Origin of the sequence: Variovorax nitratireducens (assembly GCF_051216545.1) — a bacterium.
Taxonomy (GTDB): domain Bacteria; phylum Pseudomonadota; class Gammaproteobacteria; order Burkholderiales; family Burkholderiaceae_C; genus Variovorax.
The window spans coordinates 1-12,802 of sequence record NZ_JBPJZO010000016.1; the positions used below are offsets into that span (position 1 = coordinate 1).

The 12,802-nt window shown below is 64.0% G+C and carries 11 protein-coding genes and 1 tRNA gene; 5 read left to right on the forward strand and 7 right to left on the reverse strand.

Annotated elements, in window-relative coordinates:
• Positions 1 to 119 precede the first annotated feature (119 nt).
• The 3 genes from ACSFA8_RS25130 to ACSFA8_RS25140 all read right to left on the reverse strand — a co-directional run bounded on the left by ACSFA8_RS25130 (position 120) and on the right by ACSFA8_RS25140 (position 1,779).
• Entirely contained in the window at positions 120 to 1,031 is a 912-nt protein-coding gene (locus tag ACSFA8_RS25130; RefSeq protein WP_435482196.1) for a hypothetical protein, read from the reverse strand.
• A 93-nt stretch (positions 1,032 to 1,124) separates the two neighbouring features.
• Positions 1,125 to 1,448 (reverse strand): hypothetical protein, encoded by a 324-nt coding sequence (locus tag ACSFA8_RS25135; RefSeq protein WP_435482197.1) that lies wholly within the window; start codon positions 1,446 to 1,448, stop codon positions 1,125 to 1,127.
• A gap of 112 nt (positions 1,449 to 1,560) precedes the next feature.
• Positions 1,561 to 1,779 carry a hypothetical protein gene (locus ACSFA8_RS25140; protein ID WP_435482198.1) on the reverse strand — a complete coding sequence of 73 codons (219 nt, stop codon included), beginning with the start codon at positions 1,777 to 1,779 and terminating at the stop codon, positions 1,561 to 1,563.
• 337 nt (positions 1,780 to 2,116) lie between these two features.
• Here ACSFA8_RS25140 and ACSFA8_RS25145 point away from each other — a divergent pair, with 337 nt between their 5' ends.
• A complete protein-coding gene (locus ACSFA8_RS25145; protein WP_435482199.1) occupies positions 2,117 to 2,563 on the forward strand; it encodes a hypothetical protein in 447 nt (148 codons plus the stop codon).
• 24 nt (positions 2,564 to 2,587) lie between these two features.
• On the opposite strand, the gene ACSFA8_RS25150 is transcribed toward ACSFA8_RS25145, so the two are convergent.
• The 4 genes from ACSFA8_RS25150 to ACSFA8_RS25165 form a co-directional block, all read right to left on the reverse strand.
• A complete protein-coding gene (locus ACSFA8_RS25150) occupies positions 2,588 to 3,544 on the reverse strand; it encodes an Abi family protein (protein WP_435482200.1) in 957 nt (318 codons plus the stop codon).
• 160 nt (positions 3,545 to 3,704) lie between these two features.
• The gene (locus tag ACSFA8_RS25155; protein ID WP_435482201.1) at positions 3,705 to 4,928 is read right to left on the reverse strand and encodes a tyrosine-type recombinase/integrase; all 1,224 of its coding nucleotides are present in this window, start codon (positions 4,926 to 4,928) and stop codon (positions 3,705 to 3,707) included.
• 177 nt (positions 4,929 to 5,105) lie between these two features.
• A tRNA-Arg gene (locus tag ACSFA8_RS25160) sits at positions 5,106 to 5,180 on the reverse strand.
• 41 nt (positions 5,181 to 5,221) lie between these two features.
• Entirely contained in the window at positions 5,222 to 5,914 is a 693-nt protein-coding gene (locus ACSFA8_RS25165; protein WP_435482202.1) for a TetR family transcriptional regulator, read from the reverse strand.
• A gap of 188 nt (positions 5,915 to 6,102) precedes the next feature.
• On the opposite strand from ACSFA8_RS25165, the gene ACSFA8_RS25170 reads away from it, so the two are divergent.
• From ACSFA8_RS25170 to ACSFA8_RS25185, 4 genes are all read left to right on the forward strand, one after another.
• Positions 6,103 to 7,380 (forward strand): efflux RND transporter periplasmic adaptor subunit, encoded by a 1,278-nt coding sequence (locus ACSFA8_RS25170; protein ID WP_435482203.1) that lies wholly within the window; start codon positions 6,103 to 6,105, stop codon positions 7,378 to 7,380.
• 13 nt (positions 7,381 to 7,393) lie between these two features.
• Positions 7,394 to 10,552, forward strand: coding sequence for an efflux RND transporter permease subunit (locus ACSFA8_RS25175; RefSeq protein ID WP_435482204.1), 3,159 nt, complete (start codon positions 7,394 to 7,396; stop codon positions 10,550 to 10,552).
• Positions 10,549 to 11,958, forward strand: coding sequence for an efflux transporter outer membrane subunit (locus ACSFA8_RS25180; protein WP_435482205.1), 1,410 nt, complete (start codon positions 10,549 to 10,551; stop codon positions 11,956 to 11,958). The genes ACSFA8_RS25175 and ACSFA8_RS25180 overlap by 4 nt, the downstream gene beginning before the upstream one ends.
• A 101-nt stretch (positions 11,959 to 12,059) precedes the next feature.
• Complete coding sequence (locus tag ACSFA8_RS25185; protein WP_435482206.1) at positions 12,060 to 12,737, forward strand: c-type cytochrome; 678 nt, start codon at positions 12,060 to 12,062, stop codon at positions 12,735 to 12,737.
• The last annotated feature ends 65 nt before the right edge of the window (positions 12,738 to 12,802 follow it).

Here is a 12,802-nt window from a genome sequence, read left to right on the forward strand (position 1 = left end):
GCGTTGGATGAGGGGCAGACATCATCGATTCGGGGAATCTGGCGGCGCGATTCATCACCATGCACGCCATTGGGCTTCATCGCGCGCCAATTGGCGACCTGTTCAGACCTTCCCTAGGTTTAACGGGCAGAAAGTTCCGTTTTCCGCTTGGACACAATCTTACGTACGTCGTCAGCGAAGCAGTCCATTGACGCCATCAATGCCACAACATCCGCAACTAACTGAGGGCTTGCCGAAAGCTTTTTTCCAAAGCGTGAAGCGTTGTCGAGGGCGCCTAAGACCGCATGGATGAAGAAGGTCTTCTTAGCGTTTTTCGCTCGAACCTTTCCAGGCAGCGGATTAGAAGTGGGCGCTCTCGTGAGCGCACTATTTTTGATGTTTCTCACAGCCCATAAAGGCGCAACTCCACACCGGCTCAGGCGAAACGAGATGTCCTGCCTGTAAGCTTTTTCTGCCTTTTCAGCGTCGCCAAAAGCTCTATACAACGCTCGGCCTTGTTCAAGATCGTCAAACCAGAATCGTGAGTACTGACCGTCCAGATCGTGACTCGGTTCAAGTTGTACGAGTAAGTCCTCCAACGCTTGGGCTGCAGCGGCGATCTTCTTTGAGTGCTGCCGCCTTTCACTCGCTGTGAACCTTGGCGCCTGATGCCAAGTCGTCATTGCTTCGATGAGGCGGCGAGGAATGCCTCCATTCGTTGGTGAATATCCCCAAAACAGATCTTGTGGATCTTGGTTGTCCCTCACGAACTTCCAAAACTTCTTGAACGCATCGTCTACAACAAAGTTCTTGTAGAGCTTCGCGAGGTCATTCCTCGCATCAATCCACGCACGCGCAGTGCGAAACCCGGCAGATTCCGCGGTTTGCTCCAGGTCATGGATAGATGCCGCTTCTTCCCGAAACTCCCGCTGATACTGGTCAATCTCCGCCAGCCATTCCTGCAGAAATTGGTCGCGCTTGATCTCTGCGCGAAGCTCGCGATCGCGCTTGCGCGCCGCCCGGTATCGCTTCGCCTGTTCGTCACGGTCCACTACGCGTCCCTCGCGCCCTGATAAGGATGCCAGCCCAGCCCGTCAGGGAAACGGGTTTTCGGGGATCAGCCTAGGGCCGGCAAAAACAGTTCTCTATCGGACGCCGTCAGGATCTCGACGGTGGACGATCCCTGCCAACTCGTCGGCAAGCGTCTCGATCGCGCCGCGCGCAAATGTTGGATGCTCCGCAAAGAATCCGGTCACATCCGTCATGTATTTCATGCCCGGCCGGCAGAAGGCAAACGCCACACCATTGATCTGGCCCGTTCTCGCATACCCGAGCAACGTCTCCAATGCTTCCACGGTTCCCTGATCCACAGGCAGGGTGCCGCCACGCGGTGCCATCGCACTGAACAATGGGACAACGTTGGTCGATGATGTCGGTCGTACGCCGGCTTTCAAGTTTCTGGAGGTCATGTCGCGCTCGATCTATGTTGGGCTGGGTACGGCCAATTTGGCCGCAAGGTTCGAAGTGCTCAGTTGAATTGAATGCATCGGCATCTCAATTCGGCCCGGAGACACGGCGTTTTCAGTCGGACGCCCTGCTGTCCTTCGGGTCCAGGTACTTGGTGTGCATGCGCTTCAGTTCGAGAAGCACGCCGAGATACGCAGGCACCCAGCCAGGCACGGGCACCGCACCGGTAGCCCAGCGGCTCGGCGTGTTGCGCTCGAGCCCGGTCTTGCGGCATAGGTCGGATTGCTTCCAGCCCACCGCTGCAAGCGCTTCAGTAAATTCTTCTGCCGTCATGGATTGCCTAGGAGATGCGATTTGCAGTTGTCGCATCATAGACTAAATCACCTTAATGCTGCAACAATATAATATTTCAGCAGCAATATGTTTAACATAACGCCCGTTGTACATGAACGAGACTGTGGGCAACTTTTCGGGCCGCAGGCGAAAACTTCAACGGGCGCGCGCAGTTACCCCTTTGGCCATCGCTGCTCACTTTATAAGCACTGCCGCAGCGATCCGCCTGAGGGAAAGTTATCCACAACGGCGCGGCAAGCCACATCGAGCCGGCTAGACGATCAGCCAGACTTCGATCTACAGTGCCAAGCCCGCTCGTACTGACGCTCCATCGTCCATGACCACCGCGAAGAAGAAGACGCACCGCGCTCGACGCGAAATCATGGCCCGAGAAGGCGTGATCGATGACTGGGATCTCAGCCTCTATGCGATCTCACAAGGTGGCAAAGTGATCGAGGACCGCAGGCGGGAGGAACAGATCTACATGAGCATCCGGGGGACTCTGACGGAGGCGGTCAATGGCGTCCTCGCGTTTGACTTCCAGATCACCGGCTCGACCTCTCCGACGGCAGGCAGAGCTGAGATCCCATGCGTTGGCTCGATTATTGGCATGAAGCCCAAGCTGCAGGCGGGGATAGAGTTGTCATTGAGGCAGTTCGATACCTTGCTGTCGATCGCGCGCGCTGGGCGTCTGAAATCCTGCCACTTCAGCTTCCAGGCACCCCGTTACGGCAGCGCCTTGGTCGCCTCGGCCTCTTTCAGCACCTCGCCGCCGGAAGAATAGGTCGCAAGGCGCGCAATGACCCAGCTATTGCCAGATTTGTGAGGCTTCCCATCCATCAGGGAAGCCGGCTGCGCTGAGAGCGATCAGGGGCGTTTGGGGGAAGGTCAAGGCGTGCTCTTTAAGACGCAAATGCCATTCCGATGTAGGTTGAATTGTCCGCAGAAGGTAACGCATGCAGACCAGACTTCCATAGAGCTTGGCGCGCTGTTGGTGCATGTCATGGAGGTGATCTAACAGCGGCACCCGACCCTTGGACGGTAACTGCAGTTGGCCAGTGTTCGTTCGATTCCAAAGTCGGCCATGGTGGGCCACCACGTTCCGGACGAAAGAAAAGTTTCGCAACCAAGAGGCCAAGATAGGGCCGTCTAGTCCCCCATATGCGCCGGCGATTTTTGCTTGATCGCGGCGCTGCAAACCTGCGAAGAACTTCGACATCAAACCGAAGTCCCACAGTTCGATAGCGACCCAGATTGGCATGCGCCCACCATACTTTTGCCGGTGGTGCTTCACGAAATCCTCTCTGGATCGTTCGCAAAGCTCGTGGAAGCGATCGATCCATTCATCGTGAGGTGAATCGCCGCCCGTGCGGGGCTTCAATGTGAACCGCCCGTCCAGCACGGCAGGATCGAGATGCGCCTCCGGGCTGTACGGTCCCAAGGTGTGGGCGATGGCGACGCGCACGGCGACCTCAATCGTCTCGACCGCATGCATCACAAGGACGCGCAGCGTCTTGTCGAATTCGGCAAGGTTCACCACCAATTGCAGCGTGGCGCCGTCTACAAAATCGTCAAGTCGGCCGGCTTCACCTCGCGGTTTGGTCTTCCGTATTGGGTAGAAATAGCCTGACAGCCGGTAGTAGCCAAAGCGCTTCAGCAACCGGACCGCATCCGCCATGTCGCCGATGCCCATGGAGCGCTCCACGAGCCGATCGAGTTGCAATTCGTGAGTGAGGTGCGGCTTGAGTTGGACGTTGCCGGTCATGAATAATGCCGCGCAAAAGAGAAACCCCCCACATGACACACCGCGCTTGCGCCGGGGACAGAGGTGAGGGGCGTATTACGGTCGATCATAGCGACTCAAACCGGCTTGGCAACCACCCGCGTGCCAAATATGCCACGCCTCAATAGTGAAACGCTATGCCTCAGGCAGCTCGATTGAGTGCGATCACATCCGCGCCCACACGGAGCTTGTCCAGATACTCGGCCCAACGCTGCATCATTTCCCGCCGAGCGGGCAAGTGCGCAGTGCGGTTGTAGGCGCGACCGTTTGGATCCTTCACCGTGTGTGCGAGCTGATGCTCGATGAGGTCAGCACGCTCGCCCAACACCTCGTCCATGATGGTGCGGGCCATAGCCCGGAATCCGTGGGCAGTCATCACGTCCTTCGGGTAGCCCATGCCTCGAAGCGCCGCATTGATCGTGTTTTCGCTCATGCAGCGCTCGCCCGTGCGAATACTCGGAAAGACGTACCGACCGTGCCCGCTGAACCGGTTTAGCTCTCGCAGGATCTCGACCGCTTGCTTGGAGAGCGGCACCAGGTGCTCAACCTTCATCTTCATCTTCGCGGCCGGGATGCGCCACTCCGCAGCATCAAGATCAATCTCGGCCCACTCAGCGGCGCGAAGCTCGCCAGGACGAACGAACACGAGCGGAGACAGCTTCAGGCCCGCCACGGCGCACGGATGGCCTGCATAGGCGTAGATCGATCGCAGCAAGCCCCCTACCTGCTTGGGCTCCGTGATAGCGGCGTAGTTTGTCTTCTCGATCGCGATCAATGCGCCGCGAAGGTCGGCCGTCACGTCGCGCTCAGCTACTCCGGTAGCAACTGCATAGCGGAAAACCTGCGAGCAGATCTGCACGATTCGGTGTGCGCTCTCATGGATGCCCCGTGCCTCCATCCGACGCGCCACCTTGTCTAGAACGTCCTTCGCCTTGATGCCGGCGATCGGCATCGAGCCGATGAACGGGAACACGTCCTTCTCCAGCCAGCTTGTGACCTTGGCCTGCGTGACCGCCGCTCGCTTGTTGGAGGTCTTCACGAGCCATTCACGCGCGATGGCTTCGAAGGTGTTGGCAGCCGCCTCGGCACGGGCCTGCTTTTCAACACGCTTGGCCACGCTGGGATCGGTCCCGTGCGCCAGCGCCTTTCGGGCCTTGTCGCGGCGGTCGCGGGCTTCAGCAAGCGTGACCTCCGGATAGACGCCCAGCGCCAAGACTTTCGGCTTGCCTTCGATCCGATAGTCGAGACGCCAATACTTGCCTGCCGCCTTGACCCGGAGGTACATCCCGCCGCCGTCCGCATAGCGCTCGCCTATCAAGGAGCCCTTGTGCTTAACCTGCCTGACGAACGTGTCCGTGAGTGCCATATCTCGCCTTGCTGTCGGTACTTGGTTTGTTGGCATCCGCCAGATACCGGCAGAAGTACCGACAAAGTACCGACATGGGATGCTACGCGGTGAGACAGCCTGAGGCAAAGAAAAACCCGCTACGCTGGGGAACGTGCGGGTTTCTGATGCTTGGTGATACGGCGTGATGTCGGTATCTGGTCCCGCCGCCAGGAATCGAACCTGGATCTCAGCCTTCGGAGGGCCGAATTCTATCCGTTGAAATACAGCGAGAGAGGGGTGCGCCGGCCTGGGCCAGCGCTCTGGATTATCGCCTATCGCGCCGGGCTGGTGCTGCGCGGCCCTGTGCTGGGCTCGGTCTCCGGCGCGGGGAGGTCGGCGCGCAGGCCTGGCCGGTCGAAGCCCAGGCCGGCAAGGTAGACATTGAAGGTGCGGCGGCCGGTGGGCACCAGCGCAAAGGCCACCGGATCGAGCAGCCAGTTCTGGATGAGGCCGCTGATGAGGGCGTGCAGGCCATGCGCTGCCATGCCGGCCGGCAGCGGCAGCTTGAGCTTTGCGCGGCGGGAGGCCAGCCGCAGCGCCTTCTCGAAGTCGACGATGCAGGCATCGCGGCTCTCGAGGTGGCGCAGTTGCAGCGACGCGGTTTCCCCCGCGTATTCGACCTTGTGGATCGCCACCTCGAACACACGGCGCACCTGCGGGTCGGTGGTCACCTGGCGCAGCGCGCCGACCATTGCGTTCTCTATCGCATCGAGCGGATCCTGCGCCGGGTGGTCGGTGAAGCGCGCCGCGGCCTCGAGCGGCAGCTTGACGCGATCCATCATCGCGTTGAACAGATCCGCCTTGTCCTTGAAGTGCCAGTAGATCGCGCCGCGCGTAGCCCCGGCCTGATGCGCGATCTGCTGCAGCGAGGTCTGCGAGACGCCTTGCGCCTGAAACAGCAGCTCCGCGGCATCGAGCAATCGATGCCGCGTGGCCAATGCTTCTTCTTTCGTACGTCGTGCCACCAAATTTCCTGATTTGTAAATACAGCGCCCCTCCCTTATCGTGGGGGCTTTGCCGGCTGTCACTATACATCCATGAATGTATGTAAACTAGCGGGCTTGCCCTAGGTCGCGGCGTTGCCATGGTTTTTGCTTTTGCCTGGCACGCAGCGCCCCACCCCGTCTTTTCGTGCCTCACTGGAAGGAATCGCATGCCCGTCTCGCATGTTTCTCATCGTTCGTCGTTTCCGCTGCGTGCCGTCGTGGCCGTCCTCGCCACCGTGGCGCTGCTCTCGCTGGCCGCCTGCGGCAAAAGCGAGGCGCCAGCCGCCGCAGGCGGCGCGCCGGGTGGTGCGGGAGGCGGCAAGCCGCCGGCACCCGAAGTGGGCGTGGTGATTGCCACGCCGGGCAATGTCGGCCTGGTGACGGAACTTCCCGGCCGGCTCGAAGCCTCGCGCGTCTCGCAGGTGCGGGCACGGGCGGCCGGCATCCTGCAGGAGCGGCTGTTCCGTGAAGGCAGCGACGTGAAGGCCGGGCAGGCGCTGTTCAAGATCGATCCGGCGCCCTACGCGGCCGCGGCGCAGAGCGCTGCCGCCAGCCTTGCGCGGGCGGAGGCGAACGCGGCCCAAGCCAAGGCCCTGGCCGAGCGCTACAAGCCGTTGGTCGAAGCCAACGCGGTGAGTAAACAAGAGTACGCCACGGCGGTCGCCTCGGCCAAATCGGCCGAAGCCGACGTGGCGGTGGGCCGCGCGTCGGTCGCCACCGCGAAGATCAACCTCGGCTACGCATCGGTCACGGCGCCGATCTCGGGCCGCATCGGCCGCGCGCTCGTCACCGAAGGCGCGCTGGTCGGCCAGGGCGATGCCACGGAGCTGGCGGTGATCCAGCAGATCAACCCGCTCTACGTGAACTTCACCCAGTCGGCCTCCGAGGTGCTGAAGCTGCGCCGCGCAATGCAGGACGGCCAGTTCAAGCAGGCCGACGGTTCCGCAGCGGCCAGCATCCGCGTGGTGCTCGAAGACGGCAGCGAATACGCCCTGCCCGGCAAGCTGCTGTTCACCGACCTGACGGTCGACCCCACCAGCGGCCAGGTGACGCTGCGTGCCGAGGTGCCGAACCCGAAGGGCGACCTGCTGCCGGGCCTCTACGTGCGCGTGCGCATCGAGCAGGCCCAGGTCAGCAACGCGATCACGGTGCCGCAGCAGGCGGTCACCCGCACGCAGCAGGGCGACACGGTGTCGGTGGTCGATGCCGAAGGCAAGATCAACAAGCGCAGCGTGAAGATCAGCGCCGCGCAAAACAACCAGTGGGTGGTTCTCGACGGCCTGAAGACCGGCGAACAGGTGATGGTCGACGGCTTCCAGAAGCTGCAGATGATGCCGCCCGGCACGCCGGTGAAGGCCGTGCCGTGGAAGGCGCCGGCTCCGGCTGCGGCAACGCCGCCGGCCGCACCTGCCGCTGCCGCGTCCGCGCCGGCGGCGAAGCAGTAAGGAGCGCGCCCGCATGGCCAAGTTCTTTATCGAGCGCCCGATCTTCGCGTGGGTGATCGCGCTGTTCGTCATCGTGATGGGCAGCGTGGCGATCACGCAATTGCCGATCTCGCAGTACCCGCCGGTGGCACCGCCCGCCATCGTGATCACCACCGCGTACCCGGGCGCCTCGGCCCAGACGCTGGAAGACAGCGTGCTGTCGGTGATCGAACGTGAAATGAACGGCTCGCCCGGCCTGATCTACATGGAGTCGGTGGCGCAAGCCGACGGCACCGGCACGATCACCGTTACCTTCGAAACCGGCACCGACGCCAACCTGGCGCAGGTGGACGTGCAGAACCGCCTGTCGCGCGCCACGCCCCGCCTGCCGGCTGCGGTGACGCAACAGGGCGTGCGCGTCGACAAGTCGCGCAACAACTTCCTGCTGTTCACGATCCTGTCTTCGGACAATCCGGCGATCGACCCGATTGCGCTGGGCGACTACGCCTCGCGCAACGTCGTGCCCGAACTGCAGCGCGTGGCCGGCATCGGCCAGGCGCAGTTGTTCGGCACCGAGCGCGCCATGCGCATCTGGATCGACCCGGCCAAGCTGCAGGGCTACAACCTGTCGGCAGCCGACGTCAACGCCGCCATTCGCGCGCAGAACGCACAGGTGTCCTCGGGCTCGATCGGCGATCTGCCGAACATCACCGGCCAGAGCATCGCAGCCACCGTGGTTGTCAACGGCCAGCTCACCAGCGTGACGCAGTTCGGCAACATCGTGCTGCGTGCCAACACCGACGGCTCGGCCGTGCGCCTGAAGGACGTGGCGCGCATCGAACTCGGCGGCCAGGCCTACGCGACCTCGGCCCGCCTGAACGGCCAGCCGGCCGTGGGTATCGGCGTGCAGCTGGCACCGAACGGCAATGCGCTGCAGTCGGCCAAGGCGATCCGCGCCAAGATGACCGAGCTCGCCAAGTACTTCCCCGAAGGCGTGAAGTGGACGATTCCGTACGACAGCTCGCGCTTCGTGAGCATCTCCATCACGGAAGTGGTGAAGACGCTGTTCGAGGCGGTGGCGCTGGTGTTCGTGGTGATGTTCCTGTTCCTGCAGAACTGGCGCTACACGATCATTCCCACCATCGTGGTGCCGATCGCGCTGCTGGGCACCTTTGCCGTGCTGTCGGCACTGGGCTTCTCGATCAACGTGCTCACCATGTTCGGCATGGTGCTGGTGATCGGCATCGTGGTGGACGATGCGATCGTGGTGGTCGAGAACGTCGAGCGCATCATGACCGAGGAGGGCCTGTCGCCGCTCGATGCCACGCGCAAGGCCATGAAGCAGATCTCGGGCGCCATCATCGGCGTGACCGTGGTGCTGATCTCGGTGTTCGTGCCGCTGGCCTTCTTCGCCGGCTCCACCGGCAACATCTACCGCCAGTTCTCCGCGGTGATGGTCGCGTCGATTGGCTTCTCGGCCTTCATGGCGCTGTCGCTCACGCCGGCGCTCTGCGCCACGCTGCTGAAGCCAATCGAGAAGGGCAGCCATCATGAGAAGAAGGGCTTCTTCGGCTGGTTCAACCGCGGCTTCTCGCGCACGGCCAAGGGCTACGAGAGCTGGGTGGCGCGCATGCTCAAGCGCGCGGCGCGCTACCTGATCATCTACGTGGCGATCGCCGCCGCGGTGGTGGTCATCTTCCGCGGCCTGCCGACCTCGTTCCTTCCGCAGGAAGACCAGGGCAACATCATCGTGAACGTGCAGCTGCCGCCGGGGGCGACGCGAGAGCGCACGCTGTCGGTAATGGAGCAGGTCGAAGGCTTCATCCTCAAGCAGCCCGAAGTGCAGAGCATGGTGGGCGTGCTGGGCTTCAGCTTCTCGGGCCAGGGCCAGAATGCCGGCCTCGCGTTCGTGACGCTGAAGGACTGGGATCAGCGCAAGGAAGCGAGCCAGTCGGCCGAGGCGCTCGCGGGCCGGGCGTTCGGGGCGCTTTCGAGCGTGCGCGATGCGTTCATCTATCCGCTGAGCCCGCCGCCCATTCCCGAACTGGGCAATGCCAGCGGCTTCACCTTCCGCCTGCAGGATCGCGGCGGTGCCGGCCACGAGGCGCTCATCAACGCACGCAACCAGTTGCTCGGCATGGCCAGCAAGAGCCCGCTGCTGGCGCAGGTGCGCCCGGACGGCCTTGAAGATGCGCCGCAGCTGCAGATCGACATCGACCGCGACAAGGCCAGTGCACTGGGCGTGACGTTCGACGCGATCAACACGACGCTGTCGACCGCGCTCGGCTCCACCTACATCAACGACTTCCCGAACCAGGGGCGTCTGCAGCGCGTGGTGGTGCAGGCCGATGCGCCGGCACGGATGCAGCCGCAGGATCTGCTGAAGCTCAACGCGAGCAACGCGCAGGGCAACCCGGTGCCGCTCTCGACCTTCGCGACGACGCGCTGGGTCAACGGTGCGCAGCAGACGGTGCGCTACAACGGCTACCCGGCGGTGCGCATTTCGGGCTCGGCCTCGGCGGGCAACAGCTCGGGCGCGGCGATGGCCGAGATGGAAAAGCTCGCCGCGCAGTTGCCGCCCGGGTTCGGCTTCGAATGGACCGGCCAGTCGCGCGAAGAAAAGCTCGCCGGCTCGCAGGCCATCATCCTGTACGGCTTCGCGATCCTGGCGGTGTTCCTGTGCCTGGCCGCGCTGTACGAAAGCTGGACGATTCCGCTCTCGGTGATCATGGTGGTGCCGCTCGGCGTGCTCGGCGTGCTGCTGGCGACGATGCTGCGTGCCTACTCGAACGACGTGTACTTTCAGGTCGGGCTGATCACCATCATCGGGCTCTCGGCGAAGAACGCGATTCTGATCGTCGAGTTCGCGAAAGACCTGCAGGCAACCGGCAAGGGCGTGGTCGAGTCGGCGCTCGCTGCGGCCCACCTGCGGTTCCGCCCGATCGTGATGACGTCGCTCGCCTTCGGGCTTGGCGTCGTGCCGCTGGTGACGGCCACCGGCGCCGGCTCGGCAAGCCAACGCGCGATCGGCACCGGCGTGCTGGGCGGCATGGTGACCGGCACCGCGCTCGCGGTGTTCTTCGTCCCCGTGTTCTTCGTGGTCGTGCGCACCGTGTTCAAGGGCAGCGCGCGGCAACGTGAGGCCGACAAGCGCCATGCGGCCGCCGCCGGCATCGAGGAAGAAAAAGCATGACCCCAAAGAAACTGATTCCGACGCTGCTGGCAGCGGCGCTGCTGGCAACCGGCTGCTCGCTGATTCCCACCTACGAACGCCCGGCTGCGCCGGTGCCCACCGTGTTTCCGGGCGATCCGGCGCAGCCGGCCGGCCCGGCTGCCGCCTCGGTGCCGTGGCAAAGCTTCTTCACCGATCCGCGCCTGGCGAAGCTGATCGATACCGCGCTGGCCAACAACCGGGATCTGCGCGTGTCGGTGCTCAACATCGAGCAGGCGCGCGCGCAGTTCCAGGTTCAGCGTTCCGCGCTGTTTCCGGCGGTGGGGCTGACGGGCAGCGGTTCGCGCTCGAGCCCCAACGCCTTCCAGGCCTTCGACAGCAGCCTGGGCAGTGTGTCGTCGCAGTACAGCGTCAACCTCGGCATCACGGCCTGGGAGCTCGACTTCTTCGGCCGCATCCGCAGCCTCAAGGACAACGCACTGGCCCAGTACCTGGCCACGGAGGAGTCGCGTAAGGCCGCACAGATCAGCCTCATCACCTCGGTGGCGAACGGCTGGCTGACGCTCCTGGCCGACGAAGAGCTGCTCGACATCACGCGCCAGACGCTGACCACGCGCGACGACACGCTGCGCCTCACGAAGATGCGCTTCGACAACGGGGTCTCGTCGGAAATCGACTTCCAGCTCGCCAACTCGCTGGCCGAAACCGCACGCGCCACCTATGCGCAGCAGCAACGCACGCGCCTGCAGGACGAAAACGCACTCGCGCTGCTGCTCGGCGCGCCGGTGCCGGTCGAGGCATTGGCAGGCGCGCGCGGCCTGGCCGGTGCGGCGCCGATGCCCGATGTGCCGGCCGGCCTGCCCTCCGACCTGCTGATCGAACGGCCGGACATCCGCGCCGCCGAACAGCAACTGATCGCGGCCAACGCCAACATCGGCGCGGCGCGTGCGGCGTTCTTTCCGAGGGTGTCGCTGACGACCTCCATCGGCACCGCGAGCAGCCAGTTCTCGGGCCTTTTCGACAGCGGCACCAAGGCATGGAGCTTCGCGCCGCAGATCACGCTGCCGATCTTCGATGCCGGGCGCAACCAGGCCAACCTGGACTCGGCGCGCGCGGGCCGGGAGATCGCGGTGGCGCAATACGAGAAGTCGATCCAGAGCGCGTTCCGCGAGGTCGGCGACGCACTGGCCGGCCGGGTGACGCTGGGCGAGCAGGCGCGCGCGCTGCGCGCCACGGCGGATGCCGAAGCCGTGCGTTACAAACTGGCCGACCTGCGCTATCGCAACGGCATCGCGAGTTCGCTCGACCTGCTCGATTCGCAGCGCTCGCTGTTCACGGCGCAGCAGGCCGCGGTGCAGGTGCAACTGCAACTGCTGCAGAACCAGGTGGTGCTCTACAAGACCCTGGGCGGCGGCTGGAAGGAATGAGTGGCGGCCCGGCGGCTGTCTTGAGGGGGCTCCGAAGGCCCTCTCTATAATCCGCCGGTTGACCCCACGCCCCCGAAGAAGCCCCCGATTTTGAGGACGCCATGAGCGCAGACCCGCATTACCAGGCCACCGAAGACGCCCATACCGGCCCGATCAAGAATCCCAAGCAGCTGCTGCTGGCGGTTTTTTTCTCCTTCGTTGCCCCCATCCTGATCATCGTCGGGCTGGTTTCGTACGTGGTGTCGGAGTCGCACCCAGCCGGCACCACCACCACCGAGCTCGACCTGTACGGCGTCTCGAAGGACGGGCGCGACCGCGATGTGGCAGAGCGCCTCAAGCGCGTCGGCTCGATCGAGATCCGCGATGCGAATCGCCCGCTCGCCCTCGGTGAGGCAGTGTTCAAGGGCCAGTGCGTCGCCTGCCATGGCGCGCCCGGCATCCCGGGTGCACCGCACCTGAGCGACGCGGCCGCCTGGGCGCCGCGCATCGGCCAGGGCTATGCCACGCTGCTCGAACACGCGCTCAAGGGCAAGGGCGCGATGCCGGCGCAAGGCGGCGGCGACTTCGAAGACCTCGAAATCGGCCGTGCCGTGGTCTACCTGGCCAACTCGGCTGGCGCGAAGTTCCCAGTGCCGGACCGTCCGGCCGCCGCTGCGGCACCGGCCGAAGGCGCCGCATCGGCTGCCGCGCCTGCGACGACCGCTGCGGCACCCGCAACGACCGCCGCCGCGCCTGCAGCGCCTGCCGCAGCACCTGCCGCCGAAGGCGCCGCCAAGTAGGCTCGGCGCACGCCCATCAAAAAGCCGGCCTCGTGGCCGGCTTTTTTGTGCCTGTTCCGGCCTGT

Coding starts and splice junctions, on each gene's coding strand:
- ACSFA8_RS25185 (WP_435482206.1), top strand. CDS start 12,060: ATGAGCGCAGACCCGCATTACCAGGCCACCGAAGACGCCCATACCGGC.
- ACSFA8_RS25140 (WP_435482198.1), bottom strand. CDS start 1,779: ATGACGGCAGAAGAATTTACTGAAGCGCTTGCAGCGGTGGGCTGGAAG.
- ACSFA8_RS25170 (WP_435482203.1), top strand. CDS start 6,103: ATGCCCGTCTCGCATGTTTCTCATCGTTCGTCGTTTCCGCTGCGTGCC.
- ACSFA8_RS25180 (WP_435482205.1), top strand. CDS start 10,549: ATGACCCCAAAGAAACTGATTCCGACGCTGCTGGCAGCGGCGCTGCTG.
- ACSFA8_RS25175 (WP_435482204.1), top strand. CDS start 7,394: ATGGCCAAGTTCTTTATCGAGCGCCCGATCTTCGCGTGGGTGATCGCG.
- ACSFA8_RS25150 (WP_435482200.1), bottom strand. CDS start 3,544: ATGACCGGCAACGTCCAACTCAAGCCGCACCTCACTCACGAATTGCAA.
- ACSFA8_RS25135 (WP_435482197.1), bottom strand. CDS start 1,448: ATGACCTCCAGAAACTTGAAAGCCGGCGTACGACCGACATCATCGACC.
- ACSFA8_RS25155 (WP_435482201.1), bottom strand. CDS start 4,928: ATGGCACTCACGGACACGTTCGTCAGGCAGGTTAAGCACAAGGGCTCC.
- ACSFA8_RS25145 (WP_435482199.1), top strand. CDS start 2,117: ATGACCACCGCGAAGAAGAAGACGCACCGCGCTCGACGCGAAATCATG.